Below are 15,415 nucleotides of genomic sequence, written 5' to 3' on the forward strand. Positions count from 1 at the left end.
ACGAGCCTAGGTCGGCGGACGAAGCCGGTGCTACGTCTCGTCGTTGGCGCAGCGGAAGCCGATGTTGCCCGACGAGGACTCCGCCGTGTTCGACGAGCGCGCTGCGACCCGGTAGCGGTTGCAGTAGCTGTCGTGGCAGAGGTACGACCCGCCGCGCATCACCCGGCTGACCTGCGCGTCGTCCACGTCCGTCGGCTCCACGGCGACCGGGTCGACGACGGGGGCCTCGCCCGCGCGCTCGGCGTACTCGGTCGCGCGGAAGGCGTCCTGGCACCACTCCCAGACGTTGCCGACCGTGTTGGACAGGCCGTGACCGTTGGGCTGGAACGCCGTCACCGGCGCGGTCGTGAGGTAGCCGTCCTCGAGCGTGTTGCGGCGTGGGAACTCGCCCTGCCAGATGTTGCAGCGCCAGCGTCCCCCGCTGCCGAGCTCGTCGCCCCAGGGGTAGCGGGCGCGATCGAGGCCGCCTCGGGCCGCGTGCTCCCACTCCGCCTCCGTCGGCAGTCGCTTGCCCGCCCAGCGGCAGTAGGCCTGCGCGTCGCGCCACGAGACGTGCACGACCGGATGGTTCTGCAGGTCGGCGATGTCCGAGCGGGGCCCGGCGGGGTGCCGCCAGTCCGCACCGCGTACGGCCAGCCACCACGGCACGCCGGCGGCGCCCTGGAGGATGTCGGCCGGCGCTGCGTCGACCGCGAGGTGGAAGACCGCGGACACACCGTCGCGCTCGGCGTCGGTGATGTACGTCGTCGCCTTCACGAAGGCGGCGAACTGCGCGTTGGTCACGGCCTTGGCGTCGATGAGGTGGGCCGACAGCCGCACCTCGTGCACCGGCCGCTCGCCGTCCGCGGCGTAGCCGTCCCCGTGGCTGTCGCCCATCCAGAACGTGCCAGGAGGGATGCGCACCTGGCCTCGCGTGCTCCGTTCTCCGCGCGGGACGGCGGGGGTGCCGCTCGACTCAGCGGTCCGCTCGGCGGTGGGAGCGCAGCAGGTGCCTGTCATGTCTCGAAACTACCTGACTACAGTAAGTGGACCAAAGAACTACAGATAGTCTCTTCTCTGACATCCACCCCTGCAGAAGGAAGCCCTCGATGCCCTCTCGGAAGTTGATCACCGCGATCGCCACGCCGGCCGTGCTCACTCTGGCCAGTGTCGCGCCCGCCCTCAGCACCACCCCGGTGAGCACCGCCAGTGCTGCCGCGGCGCCTGCCCAGGCACCCCGCCCCAACCTCGTCTTCATCATGGCCGACGACCTCGGGTGGGCCGACCTGAGCACCGGTCTCACCAACGGTGGCTACGGCAACGACTACAACGAGACGCCGCGGATCGACCAGCTCGCCGAGGAGGGCCAGGTCTTCACCGAGGCCTACGCCTCCGTCCAGTGCAGCCCGACGCGCACCGCGTTGCACACCGGGCAGTACGCCACCCGTCCGACCAACAACGTCTACGCCGTCGGTGCCGTCACCGGCCCGGCGAGCGCTCCGCTGCGCGGCGTCACCCAGGGGCGCCTGGGCGAGGACGGCCGGACGGCGGTGCCGGTGGGGTACCAGACGCTGGGGGAGACCCTGCAGAAGGCCGGCTACGCGACCGGCTACTCCGGCAAGTTCCACGTCGCCGGCTCGGCGGAGGAGATCGTGACCGGCCACGGCTTCGACGAGAACTGGGGCGGCAGCCAGAACTCGCACGCCACCTACTACTTCGCGACCAACGACCAGTTCAACGACTCGGTCTCCCCGTCGCTGGACCAGTTCGCAGGTGACTACACCCAGGCCTACGTCGACGAGAACATCGCGCCCTACAGCGTGGGCGTCAGCGAGGCGCAGCTCGACGCCCTGGTCGGCACCGACAAGCACGTGACCGACGCGCAGACCGACGCAGCGCTCGACTTCATGGATCGCAGCAAGGACGAGCCGTTCCTCGCGTGGGTGAGCGAGTTCGCCCCGCACTTCCCGGTCAACAACGCCCAGGCGAGGTCCGACCTGCTCGCGAAGTACCAGGCCAAGACCGCCGGGCAGTCCCCGGCCAAGCCGTCGTACGGCGCCCTCACCGAGGGTGTCGACCAGTCGGTCGCCCGCATCGTCGACTACCTCGAGGAGACCCCGGACCCGCGCAACGGCGGCAAGCCGCTCGCCGACAACACGGTGGTCATCTTCACCTCCGACAACGGCGGTGAGGAGGACCCGGTCAACTCGGGTGCGGACAACGGGCCGCTGCGCGAGGACAAGGGCCAGATGTACGAGGGCGGCATCCGCGTGCCGTGGATCGTGTGGAGCAAGAACGCCGACCTCGTCCGCGGTGGCGGTCGGAGCAACGAGACGATCATCAACAGCACCGACCTCTACACGACGCTCGCGTCCTACGCGCAGGCCGCGCTGCCGGCCGGTGTACCGATGGACGGCATCGACCTGACGCCCGCCTTCGGCAAGGGCACGAAGATCAACCGCACGCACTTCCACCACCTTCCCGGCTACGTCGGCGTGCAGCGCCCGTCCTCGCTGGTCCGCGACGGCAGGTGGAAGCTCTACTACCAGTACACCGACGGCTCTTTCGCGCTCTACGACCTCAGCAAGGACCTCGGCGAGACGACCGACCTCGCGGCGCAGAAGCCGGGTCTGGTGCACCAGCTCGGTGAGCAGCTCATCACGTGGCTCGACGAGACCGACGCGCCGCTCGCCACGCTCCGCGCCGGCCAGCCGACTCGGGTGATCGAGGGATTCACCGGCACGACGTACGCCGATGGCGAGGTGACCCGCCACCGCGGCGACACCCTCACGATCGCGGCCGGCGACCCCGTGCCGTTCGTGCTGCCGAAGCCGTAGCCGGCCGCGGAGTGGATCTCGGGCCCGGGCGCGATGCGTCCGGGCCCGAGGTGCCTCACCGCAGCCGCATCCGGTGCTCTCCCTCGTCCTCGCCGACGTAGGCGAACCCGCAGCGCTCCCAGAAGGCCCGCGCCCGCGGGTTGTCCTTCTCCACGCCGAGCTCGACGGGGAGCCCGTCGGCACGAGCCTGTGCGAGGACGCCGTCGACGACCGTGCGTCCGACCCCGCGGGACTGGTGGTCGGGCAGCAGCTGCAGCCCGGCGATCTCGACGAGACCACCACGGCGTACGACGCGCAGCCGGCCCGCGGGCTCACCGTCGACCTCCACCACCGAGATCGACGAACCGGAACCGTCCCCGTCGACCTGCTCGGCGGTCCACGCGCCGAAGCCCGCGCGGTAGTCGACCTCGTCGAAGTCGTCGGGCAGCCGCCCCTGGTGCAGCGTCGCCTCGATGACCACCGTCGTCAGGAAGTCGACGTCGGCCCGGGTGGCGGGGCGGACGGTCACCTCCACGCGGTCAGGCTTCCCACGCCGGGCCGGACCCGCCGAGGCGTTCGACCAGGAGGCGCCCGACGTGCGCGGCGTTCGCACGGCGTACGTCGTCGGGGATGTCGGGGAGGTTCTCCTCCCAGTCCAGGACGCATGAGCCGCGCAGCTGGCCCATCCGGGCCGGGCGACCGAAGAAGAACGGGTGCAGGTGCGCACCACCGTCGCCGTAGCGACCGACGTGGCAGCGTCCGACGCTCGGCAGCGACTCGACGGCCGCGGTGACCGCGACCATCAGCCGGCCCATCTCCGAGGCGAGGTCGTCGGGGAGGTCGGCCAGGTCGTGGTGGGCGCGCGGCTTGAGGATGAGGGTGACCGGGAGCTTCATCCCGGCGTCGAGCAGCTGCCACCGCTCGTTGCTCCACGCGACCCGGGCCTCCTGCTCGGCCGAGGCGGGCTGGGCGCACAGGCAGTCGGCGGGGTCCTCGCCGCGGCGGGCGGGCTCCTCGTCCAGCAACGGCTCGAGCGGCTTGACCCGCAGACCGTCGAGCTCGAACGGGAAGATGTCCCAGCCCGGCATCAGCTCGATCGCGACGGGCAGCCGACCCTCGTCGTCGGTCGCCGCGGCGACCCGGGCGTGGAACTCTTCGGCGGTCTCGAGACTCATGGTGCGAGTCTTTCACCAGGGGGAGGGCTGGTAGTCCTTCACGAAGCAGCCGAAGAGGTCGGTGCCGGCCTCGCCGAGCACGATCGGGTCGTAGACCCGCCCAGCGCCGTCGACCAGGTCGAGGGGCGCGTGCCAGCCCTCGGCGGCGATGCGGAGCTTCTCGTGGTGCGGGCGCTCGTCGGTGATCCAGCCGGTGTCGACGGCCGTCATCAGGATCCGGTCGGTCTCGAACATCTCGCCCGACGACGTACGGGTCATCATGTTGAGCGCGGCCTTGGCCATGTTGGTGTGCGGGTGGCCGGGCCCCTTGTAGCGCCGCGAGAACTGGCCCTCCATCGCGGAGACGTTGACGACGTACGCCCTGCCGGAGGCGGCGTTCGCGGCGGCCGCAGCGAGGGCGGGCCGGAGCCGGGAGACCAGCAGGAACGGGGCGATCGAGTTGCAGAGCTGCACCTCGAGGAGCTCGAGCGGGTCGACCTCGCCGACGGTCTGGGTCCACGAGTTGTTGACCTGCATGTCCGGCAGCAGTCCGCCGGCGTCGACGGCGGTCCCGGCGAGGTGCGCGTCGAGCGAGGCGTGGCCGGCCTTGAGCGCGAGCGCCGTCAGCGTCGCCGCGTTGTGGGCTGCCAGGGCGTGGTCGTCGCTCTCGCCGAGGTGGTGGGCGACGGCGGTGTCCGTGAGCGCTCCGGCGATCGCGGCGGGGTGCGCCTCGGAGATGTGGTCGAAGGTGACCAGCTCGGGCAGGTCGATCCCCGACGGCAGCGGCAACGACTCGGCCTCGACCAGCGGGGCGTAGGCGCCGGGCGTACGTCGTACGGTCTGGCACGCGTTGTTGATCAGGATGTCGAGCCGACCGGCCGCCGAGACGTCGTCGGCCAGCGAGATCACCTGGGTCGGGTCGCGCAGGTCGATCCCGACCACCTTGAGCCGGTCGATCCAGTCGGCGGCGTCGGGCAGCGAGGAGAAGCGGCGCACGGCGTCCTTGGGGAAGCGCGTGGTGATCGTGGTGTGCGCGCCGTCGCGGAGGAGGCGCAGCGCGATGTACATCCCGATCTTGGCGCGACCCCCGGTGAGCAGCGCGCGCTTGCCGGTGAGGTCGGTGCGCTGGTCGCGCTTGGCGTGGCTCGTGGCCGCGCACGCCGGGCAGAGCCAGTGGTAGAACGCGTCGACGAGGGTGAAGTCCTGCTTGCAGATGTAGCAGCCGCGCGCGACGGCGAGCTCGCCGGCGAAGGCGCCGACCGTCGTCGACACGAGCGGGATGCCGGCGGTCTCGTCGTCGATCCGCATCGGCGAACCGGTCGCCGTGCGCTCGATGATCGCGCGGTCGTGGGCGAGCTCCGCGGCCCGCTTGTTCAGCTTCCGCTCGGACTTGATCGCCTTGTACATGTGCGACGCGGCCCGCTTCACCGTGACGTGGTCGGGGTGGTCGCCGGGCAGCTGGTGGAGCGTCGCCAGCACCCGCAGGGTCGCCTCGAGGTCGGCGGGGTCGATGCCGGGGCCGTGCTGGGGGTGCTGCTCACTCACCGGGGAAGCGTACGGGCCCGGCCGCGGTCACCGGATATCCGGAGACCGCCACGCTTGTCGGCCCAGATCTCGACTACTAACCATGGGAGTCACCGGACAAGCGGTGACTCCAGAGCAGTCACTTGCGCGCAGGCGAGCCGTTGATCCGCACGCGGTCCGCGCGCATGCCGTGCTCGACGCCCCAGAGCACCGCCTTGGAGCGGGAGTCGACGTCGATCTTGCGGTAGGCCGAGCGGATGTAGGACTTGATCGAGTTCAGCGACAGCAGGGTGCGCTCGGCGATCCCCTGGTTGCTGAGGCCCATCGTGATGAGCGAGAGCACCTCGGCCTCGCGGGCGGTCAGGCCCTCCTCGCGCCCGGGCCAGTCGCCACCGACCAGCGAGGACCGTCCGCGCGACGGCGAGACCACGACCTGGCCGGCCGAGATGGCGTGCAGCGCGTCGACCAGCCGGGAGGCCGGCAGGCTCTTGGAGAGGTAGCCGCGGACACCGGTGTTGAGGGTGTCGCGGGTCAGCCACGGCTGGAAGTTCCAGGTGTAGACGGCGACGCTGCGCACCTGGGGGCTCTCGACCAGGCGCTGCACGGCGGGACCGTTGCCCTGGCCCATCCCGAACGTGTCGTAGAGCGCGACGTCGACCGGCTGCGCGACGGGCTTTCCGGCCACGAGCTCGACCACCTCGACGCGGTTGCCGTAGTTGCGCATCATCGCGTCGAGCCCGCGGACGACGACCTCGTCGTCGTTGACCAGGGCCACACGAATCACCATGCGCTCAACGTACGTCAGTTTATGTATGTTGAGGGCCGTTGTTTCACCGGAGAAGGGGAGAACGTGCGGGGACGTGCGGCCACGGTCGAGGAGACCCGCACCGGGGGACTCGGCATCCGGTGCGAGGGTGTCGTGCACCTCTACAAGACCTTCGGCGGTCACGACGTCGTCGCGCTGCGCGGTGTCGACCTGACCATCCGCCCCGGCGAGCGCGTCGCCTTCCTCGGCCCCAGCGGGTCGGGCAAGTCCACCCTCCTCGCGCTGCTCGGCGGGATCCAGCGACCCAGTGCCGGCAAGATCTTCCTCGGCGACGAGGAGGTCTCGCGGATGGGCGAGCGCTACCTCGCCCGGATCCGCTCGCGCCAGGTCTCGACGATGCTGCAGGGCGCCACCCGCAACCTCCTGCCGTACGCCACCGCGCGCCAGAACATCGCCTTCGCCCGGCTCTCGCTCTCCAGCAGCGACCGCGACGAGGCGCTGGCCGACACCGAGCTGCTCGACCGGGTCGGACTCACCGAGCAGGCCGACCAGGTCGTCTCGACGATGTCCGGCGGCCAGCGCCAGCGCCTCGCCCTCGCGTGCGCGGTCTCGACCGCACCGCGGCTGCTGCTCGCCGACGAGCCGACCAGCCAGCTCAGCCACGCCGACCGCGACCACGTGCTCCACCTCATCCACTCCCTCGGCGACGACTTCGGCACCACGATCGTGGTCGTCACCCACCAGCCCGAGGTCGCCGCGACCTTCCCGCGCACCGTCACGATGAAGGGCGGCCGCGTCGGTGCGGAGGGCCACGGCGGCTCGGAGTACGCCGTCGTGGGCGAGGACGGCGTCCTCCACCTGCCCGGCCACATCGCCGCCGAGTGGCCGCCGGGGACGCTGGTGCGGTTCGAGGACGACGAGCAGGGCCGGATCATCGTGACCCGCGCGAGCAGCGAAGGATCCGCCCCGTGACGCAGGGATTCGGCATCGCGCCGACGCAGACCAGCGCCGCGCTGCGCCTCGACTCGATCACCTACGTCGCCGGCCGCACGCTGCTCGACGACGTGAGCGTATCGTTCCCGGCCGGCAAGGTGACCGCGCTGTCCGGGCCCAGCGGCTCGGGCAAGACCACGCTCCTCTCGATCGCCGGTGGCCTGCTGCAGGCGACGTCGGGCAACGCGGTGCTTGACGTCGGCCAGGGGCCGCAGGACATGTGGACCGGCAGCGGCGACCCGCGCTCCGAGGTCGCGTTCGTCCTCCAGGTCTACGGCCTCGTCCCGATCCTGTCCGCGCGCGAGAACGTCTCCATCGCCCTCCGCGCTCGCGGCACGTCGCCTGCCGACGCCGACGAGGCCGCCGAGGCCGCGCTCGCGCGATTCGGCATCGCCGACCTCGGCGAGCGCCAGGTCGAGGAGCTGTCGGGCGGCCAGATGCAGCGCGTGGCCTGTGCCCGCGGCTTCGTCGTCGGCGCCGACGTCCTGCTGGCCGACGAGCCGACCTCCGAGCTCGACGAGGGCAACCGGGGCGTCGTCCTCGGAGAGCTGCGCGAGGAGGCGGCGCGCGGAGCCGTCGTCGTCGTCGCCACCCACGACCCTGCCGTCGTCGAGGCCTGCGACCTCCACATCGCGCTCGACGAGGGCCGGGTCATACGGTGAGCGGCAGCGCGAACGGATCAGCGGAGTGAGCCGTGTCCTCCGGGGCGTCTGGAGTCGTCGCGGTGCCCTGACCACCCTCGTGCTGATGGCCGCAGTCGTCGTCGCGGGCGCGGTCACGGTGCTCCAGTTCGCCGAGGCCGCAGGCACGTCGCGCTGGCTCACGGCACCGCTGCTCCTGCTGGGTGCGGTCGCCGTGCCGAGCATCGGCGCCGAGCTCGCCGTCGCCCGGCGTGAGGAGATCGGCCTGGCCCGGCTCCGCGGCATCCACGGCTTCCGGCTCTGGCGCTTCCTCCTCGTCGAGCCGCTGCTGGCCATCGTCGTCGGCACCCTGATCGGACTCGCCGTGGGCGCCGCCGGCACGGTCCTCACCACGAGGACCTGGCTCGACGAGGCGTCGGACGCGCTCGAGCGGCCCGCCGTCGTCGCCGCCGCAGCGATCGCGGGCGCCGCACTGGTCATCGTCGGCCTGTCCGCGGCCGCCGCGCTCCGCGAGCCGCTCTCCGTCCAGGTCTCGATGCGCCGCCGGCCGCGCCGCGCCACCACCCTCGCCGTCTTCCTCAGCGTCCTCGTGCTGGTCGGCGCCGGAGTCGCCGCCTACCGCAGCCGCTCTGCCGCCGGGGAGCCCGACCTGCTCGTCCTGCTGGGCCCGGCGCTCGTCGGCCTGGCCCTCGGCCAGGTCGCGATCTGGGTGATCCGCATCGCCGCCCGCAGCCTCACGCCGGCCACCGAGCGGCGCGGCATCGGCGCCTTCCTCGCGGCCCGGCGGCTCGCCCGCGCCGATGACCTCGTCACGCCCGTACGCCTCGTGGTGGCCGCAGCCGTCGTGGGATCGCTCGCCCTGAGCGGTGCCGTCAGCGTCGACCGGTGGACCGAGGAGCAGGCGGGCGTCGAGGTGCCCGGTGCCCGCACGATCGTCGCGACCGAGATCGGCGCCATGGGCGCCGTGGACCTCACCGAGGAGGTCGACCCCGAGGGCGACCACCTGATCGCCACCGCGATCGTCCGCAACGAGGGCCGCCTCGGCGAGCGCCGGGCGTACGTCGACGCCGGCCGCTGGGATGCCGTGGTGGGCGACTTCTACGACGGCACACCCGCCCGCGCGGCGTCGGACGCTGTCGGTCGCCTCAGCACCGGCGCCGTACCCCTCCAGGCAACGGGTGAGCGCCTCGTCGTCAGGGCGAGCGCCACCACGCTCCCGCCCCCGCAGGTGCTCACCGCGCCGGACGGCACCCGCTTCGGGTCCGGCCGCTCGAGCGCGCTGGTGGTGCGGGTCTCCTACATCGGCTCCGACAACGTGTCCGGCATCGCGACGTCGACGGTGAGGTTCCGGCGCGAGGACGTGCCGGTCGAGTCCTCCGTCCGGCTGCGCGAGTGTGCCGACGGCTGCCTGGTCACCGGGCTCGAGGTCTCCCGCGACCTGGCCGCCGTCTTCACCGTCGACCCGTTCCGCGTGCTGGTCAGCTCCATCGCGATCGGCGAGACGGACCTGGCGCGATCCACCTGGCTGCCCGACCCGTCGTCGGTGGCCGCCGCCCTCGGCGACCGCTTCCTGCCGCCGGACAGCGTCGACCGGATGCTGCTGGTCAACCTCCCCGTCGGGTTGGAGCTCTCGCTGCTGCCGAACACACCGCTCCGCCTGGTCGACGAGTCGCGCAATGGCTCCGTGCCGGTGCTCGTGACAGACGAGGGGGCAGACGAGGGGGCAGACGAGGAGGCGCCGCAGGCGCTCGACCTCGGTGGCGACGAGCGCTCGACCGACGTCCTCGGGATCGCCCGGACCATGCCCCTGCTCGGGAGCATCGGCCTCCTCTCCGACATCCGCACGTCGGCCGTCGGCTCGGATCCGACCGTGCCGTCCGCCGAGGTCCAGATCGTCGCAGCCGCCGGCACGCCCGAGGGAATGCTCGACCGGGTCGCCGAGACCACGGGTTCGTCGTGGCGCACGTTCGCGGCGGTCCGCGAGCAGCTCGGTGACACCCACGGCGGTGCGCAGACCGTGGCGTACGCCCTCACGGCACTCGCGTGTGCCCTGGTCGCACTGCTGGCGCTGGGCGCCGGAGTGGCCCGCCACCTCCGCGACTACCGTCGCGACGTGGCATCCCTGCGCGTGGTCGGCATCTCCGTCGGCACCGTCCGCAAGGCCGGACGGCTGGAGATCGTCAGCCTCACCGGCCTGGTGATCGCGGCCGTGGTCGCGGGTGGCTGGCTCGCCGTCACCCTCCTCCTCTCCGGCCTGCCCCTCCTCTCGCTCCCCGTCGCCGGCATCGCGCTCGACACCGCACCGCACCTCGTGCCGCTGGTGATCCCGGCAGTGCTCGCGGCCGTGGCGGTCGTCGTGGTCGGGGGGCGCGCCCGCGCCGTACGCGCTTCGACGACCCGACCCAGCCTGCTGCGGGAGGACGAAGGGTGAGCTCCATGTTCGGGATGCTCGGCGCGATCCTGCGGGGCGTGCGCTCGCGCGCGCTCCTCAGTGCGGGGTCGGTCCTCCTCACCGCCCTCGCCGTGGCGTCCGCGGTGCTCGGTCCGATCTTCGCCGGGGCCGTCACCAACTCCTACCTGGTCACCCGGCTCCGCGAGGCGCCGCCCGCGCTGACCGGGCTCAGCCGGGTCTTCACCCCCGACTCGCAGCAGTCGAGCGCCGACGCCGCGCGCGACGCCGTGGCCGCCACCGACTCGCGCAACGAGGGACCGTGGCGGCGGACGGTGGCGATCGTGCAGTCGGAGCGGCTGATGGCGCTGCGGGGCTCCGTGGAGCTCTGGGCACGTGACGACGCCTGCGAGGGTCTCGAGATCACCGGCCGGTGCCCCGAGAAGACGGGCGAGGTGCTGCTGCTGGAGAAGGCGGCCGAGCAGGCCGGTGCCACGATCGGCGAGCCGCTGGACCTCGTCGGCTTCGAGCCGCCCGCGCTCCAGGGGCTGGGACTGCCGCGCCCCGGGATCGGCGAGGTCACCGTCGTCGGGACCTACGTCACCCCCGCCGACGCGACCGACTGGTTGGTGCCGCGACGCCTGACGATCACGAACGAGATGACGTCCATCTCGGGCCCCTACACGCCGTACTCGCCCGGGCCGGTCATCACCACGCCGGAGACGGTCGAGGCCGTGGGCCAGTGGACGGTGCGTGTCGACACCTTCCTCGACGTGCCCGCCGACATCACCCCGGCCGAGCTCGGCGTGGCCGCGCGATCGGCCGCGTCCATCCCCGACGACGCGGTGGTCGAGGTCGAGGGCGGCACGCTCGCCGACGACAGCACCAACGACCTGGCTGCGGTGGTCGACGAGGTGGAGTCGCAGCAGGCCACCGCCCGCAGCTCGATCTCCCCTGCCGTGCTGTCGCTGGTGCTCGTGGCGCTGGCGCTGCTGATGCGGTTGCTCACGGCGGCGAGCGAGCTCCGCGTGCCGGAGCTCGCCCTGGCCTCGCTGCGGGGGGTGAACTCCCGGCGGCTGTGGGCGCTCGGTCTCGCCGAACCGCTGACCATCCTGCTGATCGCCACCCCGATCGGCATCGCCCTCGGCCTGGGCAGCGGACTGCTGCTGACCCGCGCGTGGCTCGTCCCGGGGCTGTCCCTGCCGATCGGCGCCGCGAGCTGGATCGCTGCCGCGCTCGTGCTGCTGGCCGCGGTGGCGGTCGCCTGTGTCGCCATCGGCCTGGTGGTGCGGGAGTCGCTCGCGTCCCAGCTCAGTGGCGTACGCCGTCCGGTGGCAGCGCGCCGCTGGTCCGTCATCGCCCAGCTCACCCTGGTCTCCCTCGCCGCCGCGGTCCTGCTGAGCAAGCTGTCCGACTCCGGTGGTGGTGACCCCGACGTCACCGACCTCCTGCTCCCCGTGCTGCTCGCGGTGGTCGCGGGACTGGCGGCCACCCGGCTCACGACCGTCCTCGCCACCTGGTGGACCAACCGCTCGCGCGGCCGCTCGCTCAGCGGCTTCGTCTCCTCGCGCGCGATCTCGCGCCGCCAGGAGGGCACCCTCGTCATCCTGCCGATCACCGCAGCGATCGCGGTCGCGGTCTTCGGTGCCGGCGTCTACGACTCGGCCGCGACCTGGCGCACCAGCGTCGCCGCCACCGCCTCGCCTGCCGACACGACCTGGCACTCGCCGGTGACCTACGCCGAGACGCTCGAGCTCACCCGTCGGATAGACCCGGAGGGTGACTGGGTGATGGCGGCCGGCTCCGTCCTCAACCCCGGGGCGCACTTCGCCGTCGTCGACAGCAGCCGACTGGCCAGGGTCGCGACGTGGCCCCCGACGTGGAGCCCGGGTCGCGACGTCGAGCAGGTCGCCGCCGACATCGAGCCCCCCGGCGTCGTTCCGACCTTCTCCGGCCGACGCATCTCGGTCACGATCGACAGCGACGTCGAGAGCGAGCGGCCGCTGTCCCTGGAGGTGCGGTTCGGTCGCCGCGACGGCATCCCGCTCAAGGTCTACCTCGGTCCCTACGGCCCCGGTGAGGTGACCAGGTCGGCGAAGGTCCCGTGGTGCCGCGACCTCCCGTGCCCCGTCGAGGGCATGACGCTCGGCGGCGGAGCCGGCACCAACACCGCCATGTCGGGCTCGGCGACGGTCCTCTCCATCGACGCAGACGGCGAGCCGATCCCGGGTGTGATCGAGGGAGCGGGCTGGGTCGCCACCCCTGACCCGGCGGTCCGCACCGCGATCACCGACCTGCGCGAGTCCGACGGCCACCTCGAGCTCGACCTCGACACCGGCGACTCGGTCGGCATGGCCCGCCTCACCTCCGGCGGCATCATCCGGCAGCGGCTGGCCCTGATGGGACCCAAGGTGCAGCAGACCGCACTGGCCAAGCTCGACGAGGGCCTGGGCCTCATCCCGGTGGGACCCGTCGGTGAGATCGAGGGCATGCCCTTCGTCGGTCCGGCCGGCCTGCTCGTCGACTACACGTCGTTCATCACCGACCGACCGGTCTACAACAGCAACCTCGACACCCGCGTGCTCCAGCGCGAGGGCGCTCCCGCCGCGGTCATCGAGGCCCTCTCGGCCGCCGGCATGACCGTCGAGACGACCCTCGCCCAGGAGCGGCGGGTCCTCGACCAGAGTGCGTACGCCCTCGCGTTGCGGCTCTACGCCGTCGTCGCCGCGCTGGTGCTGCTGATGGCGCTCGCCGGGCTGTTCGTCAGCGCGGCCGTCCAGCTGCCGGCGCGCCGGCGTGACGCTGCCGCCCTGCGCGTGGTCGGCGTACCCCGCTCGTCGGTGATGGTCGCCGTCGTGCGCGAGCTCGCGGTGGTGCTCGGCAGCGCCGCGATCGCCGGCATCCTGGCGGGCTCGCTCGCCCAGTACGTCGTCCTGCGCTCGCTGACCCTGGGCTACGCCGAGGGCCTGGCGACCCCTGCCCTGATCGCGACGATCTCGCCGCTGCGGCTGGTGGTGCTGGCGCTGCTCGCGGCGGCCGTCTTCGGCGCCGTCGCCCTGATCAGCGCGTCGATGACCGTGCGGGGCGCGCGCGGCGCGACCCTGCGGGAGAGCGCGCGTTGAGCCTTCCCGTCCTCCAGTGATCCCCGGCTGACCGGGGATCACTGAACGTGTCGGCCCGTGCACGGCCTGACAAGTTCAGCGAGAGCCTGACAGGTCAGGCGCAGCAGGGGTCGAACCGGAACCCGACGCCCCGGATCGTGCGGATCCACTGGTCGTCGGCCGAGGCCGCGCGCAGCTTGCGGCGCAGGTTGGCCAGGTGCACGTCGACGACGTGGGTGCTGTCGGGGACGAAGTCGGTCGACCAGACGGCCCTGAGCAGGTCCTCGCGGGCGACGACGACACCGGGGTGGCTGACCAGGTGGGCGAGCAGGTCGAACTCGGTGCGCGTCAGCTCGATCTCCTCGCCGTCGACCCGGACCTCGCGGGAGCGTGAGTCGACGAGCAGGTCGTCGCACCCGGTCCTCGAGTCGAACGCGTCGGGTGTCGCGTCGGCGTGCGCCTGCTGGGAGGCGGCGGCAGCCTCGGGCGACACGAGGTCGCTGCTGCGGGGACGCCGGAAGAGCGCGGCGACGCGCGCCTGGAGCTCGCGCATCGAGAACGGCTTGACCAGGTAGTCGTCGGCACCGACCTCGAGCCCGATCAACCGGTCGAGCTCGGCCGTGCGTCCACTGACCACGATCACGTAGCAGTCGCTGACCAGGCGCACCTGGCGGCAGACCTCGACCCCGTCGATGTCGGGCAGGGTCAGGTCGAGCGTGACCAGGTCGGGCCGCTCGTCGCGGATCACCGCAAGCGCGTCGATGCCGTTGCTCGCGACAGTGACCTCGAAGCCGGCCTTCGCGAGCAGTCCGGAGATGGCGTCGCCGACGTCGCGATCGTCCTCCACGACGACGGCTGTCCGTCGGTTGTCCATGTGTGTCATCCCCCCGGATGAAGAGCCTAGGAGGCACGTGGTCGGGCCCCCGTGAACCGGATCGTGCGCACGCACGAGCCGGGCCACTCCCGATGCTAGGGCGAGTGACCCGGTTCGTGTCCGTTATCCGACTGTCGGGCGCAGCGGGCCACCCGGGGCGGTCCGCTCAGAAGTCGAGCCCGCGGGCCCAGTCCTCGGAGTCGATCCGCGCCACGAGGTAGGGGCCGCCGCCGGCGCGCCGGTCCTGCGGCTGGTCCTCGCGGTCCATCCGGTAGCCGATGCCGCGGATCGTGTGGATCCACGTGGCGTCGGAGTGCCGACGCAGCTTGCCGCGCAGGTTGGCCACGTGCACGTCCACCAGGTGGTGGTCGTGGGTGAGCGCGCTGCTCCAGATGGCCAGGACCATCTCCTCGCGGGTGCAGACCCGCGACAGGTGCGTGGCGAGGTACTCCAGCACGTCGTACTCGATGCGGGTCAGCTCGACGATCGTGCCGTCGATCTGCACCTCGCGCCGCGCCGAGTTGATGACCAGCCCGGCACCGCAGGCGATGGTCGTCGGTTCGTCGGCCGGCTGCGACGGGCTCGGCACGTGCGGCGCCGAAGCGGCGCCGTCGTCACCGCCCATCGCGGTCCGCGGCCGGCGGAACAGCGCGGCCACTCGGGCCCGCAGCTCGCGCGGCGAGAACGGCTTGAGGACGAAGTCGTCCGCGCCGACCTCCAGGCCGATCAGCTTGTCCACCTCGTCGGACCGTGCGGACACGATCACGATGTAGCAGTCGCTGGTCTCCCGGATGCGGCGGCACACCTCGATGCCGTCCATGTGCGGCAGCGTGAGGTCGAGCGTGACCAGGTCCGGTGGATCGGCTGCCGCCACGTCCACTGCTGCCCGTCCGTCGCGCGCCGAGGTCACGCGGAAGCCCGCGCCCTCCAGTGTCTCCACCAGCGCCGAGGAAATGTCCGGATCGTCTTCGACGACCAATGCATGTAGATCTTGCACGTGGAACCCCCACATTAAAAATGCCGAAAACAGGGACCCCACGTCCCTGTCGTGGCGCCGCCCGATCCGGCGTCGGTCGATGTTAAGGCCAAGAACGTCCCCAGAGGAGCGTTGTTTCTCAAGGCGAGCCTCAGGTCTAGACCACTGGTATTGACGGAAACTTTTGCCGTAACCCTTTCAG

12 protein-coding genes are annotated in these 15,415 nt (G+C 72.1%); 5 read left to right on the forward strand and 7 right to left on the reverse strand.

Features of this window, described 5'->3' with window-relative positions; genetic code table 11:
* Positions 1-30: 30 nt before the first annotated feature.
* Positions 31-999 carry a formylglycine-generating enzyme family protein gene (locus tag EUA06_RS15525; RefSeq protein WP_129477423.1) on the reverse strand — a complete coding sequence of 323 codons (969 nt, stop codon included), beginning with the start codon at positions 997-999 and terminating at the stop codon, positions 31-33.
* 89 nt (positions 1,000-1,088) lie between these two features.
* Between EUA06_RS15525 and EUA06_RS15530 the strand changes: the two genes are divergently transcribed.
* Complete coding sequence (locus EUA06_RS15530) at positions 1,089-2,816, forward strand: sulfatase-like hydrolase/transferase (protein ID WP_129477425.1); 1,728 nt, start codon at positions 1,089-1,091, stop codon at positions 2,814-2,816.
* Between the two features lie 55 nt (positions 2,817-2,871).
* Here the strand turns inward: EUA06_RS15530 and EUA06_RS15535 are convergent, their stop codons facing one another.
* The 4 genes from EUA06_RS15535 to EUA06_RS15550 form a co-directional block, all read right to left on the reverse strand.
* Positions 2,872-3,330: a GNAT family N-acetyltransferase gene (locus EUA06_RS15535; RefSeq protein WP_165354414.1), complete on the reverse strand. Its 459-nt coding sequence runs from the start codon at positions 3,328-3,330 to the stop codon at positions 2,872-2,874.
* A gap of 4 nt (positions 3,331-3,334) precedes the next feature.
* Positions 3,335-3,970: a hypothetical protein gene (locus tag EUA06_RS15540; RefSeq protein ID WP_129477429.1), complete on the reverse strand. Its 636-nt coding sequence runs from the start codon at positions 3,968-3,970 to the stop codon at positions 3,335-3,337.
* A gap of 12 nt (positions 3,971-3,982) precedes the next feature.
* Positions 3,983-5,494, reverse strand: coding sequence for an SDR family NAD(P)-dependent oxidoreductase (locus EUA06_RS15545; protein WP_242498181.1), 1,512 nt, complete (start codon positions 5,492-5,494; stop codon positions 3,983-3,985).
* Between the two features lie 118 nt (positions 5,495-5,612).
* On the reverse strand, positions 5,613-6,260 hold the full coding sequence (locus tag EUA06_RS15550) for a response regulator transcription factor (protein ID WP_129477431.1): 648 nt from the start codon (positions 6,258-6,260) through the stop codon (positions 5,613-5,615).
* Positions 6,261-6,323: 63 nt separating this feature from the next.
* On the opposite strand from EUA06_RS15550, the gene EUA06_RS15555 reads away from it, so the two are divergent.
* The 4 genes from EUA06_RS15555 to EUA06_RS15570 are packed head-to-tail and all read left to right on the forward strand — an operon-like array spanning position 6,324 to position 13,384.
* Positions 6,324-7,211 carry an ABC transporter ATP-binding protein gene (locus EUA06_RS15555; RefSeq protein ID WP_242498182.1) on the forward strand — a complete coding sequence of 296 codons (888 nt, stop codon included), beginning with the start codon at positions 6,324-6,326 and terminating at the stop codon, positions 7,209-7,211.
* Complete coding sequence (locus EUA06_RS15560; RefSeq protein WP_165354415.1) at positions 7,208-7,894, forward strand: ABC transporter ATP-binding protein; 687 nt, start codon at positions 7,208-7,210, stop codon at positions 7,892-7,894. Before EUA06_RS15555 ends, EUA06_RS15560 begins: the two co-directional genes overlap by 4 nt.
* Positions 7,895-7,919: 25 nt before the next feature.
* Positions 7,920-10,304 carry a hypothetical protein gene (locus tag EUA06_RS15565; protein ID WP_129477437.1) on the forward strand — a complete coding sequence of 795 codons (2,385 nt, stop codon included), beginning with the start codon at positions 7,920-7,922 and terminating at the stop codon, positions 10,302-10,304.
* A gap of 5 nt (positions 10,305-10,309) precedes the next feature.
* Positions 10,310-13,384: an FtsX-like permease family protein gene (locus EUA06_RS15570; protein WP_340640795.1), complete on the forward strand. Its 3,075-nt coding sequence runs from the start codon at positions 10,310-10,312 to the stop codon at positions 13,382-13,384.
* A gap of 94 nt (positions 13,385-13,478) precedes the next feature.
* On the opposite strand, the gene EUA06_RS15575 is transcribed toward EUA06_RS15570, so the two are convergent.
* Both EUA06_RS15575 and EUA06_RS15580 read right to left on the reverse strand, forming a co-directional pair.
* Positions 13,479-14,237, reverse strand: coding sequence for a response regulator transcription factor (locus EUA06_RS15575; protein ID WP_129477441.1), 759 nt, complete (start codon positions 14,235-14,237; stop codon positions 13,479-13,481).
* Positions 14,238-14,403: 166 nt separating this feature from the next.
* On the reverse strand, positions 14,404-15,249 hold the full coding sequence (locus EUA06_RS15580; protein ID WP_129477807.1) for a response regulator transcription factor: 846 nt from the start codon (positions 15,247-15,249) through the stop codon (positions 14,404-14,406).
* Positions 15,250-15,415: the final 166 nt, after the last annotated feature.

This window comes from Nocardioides glacieisoli, from assembly GCF_004137245.1.
Lineage (GTDB): Bacteria > Actinomycetota > Actinomycetes > Propionibacteriales > Nocardioidaceae > Nocardioides > Nocardioides glacieisoli.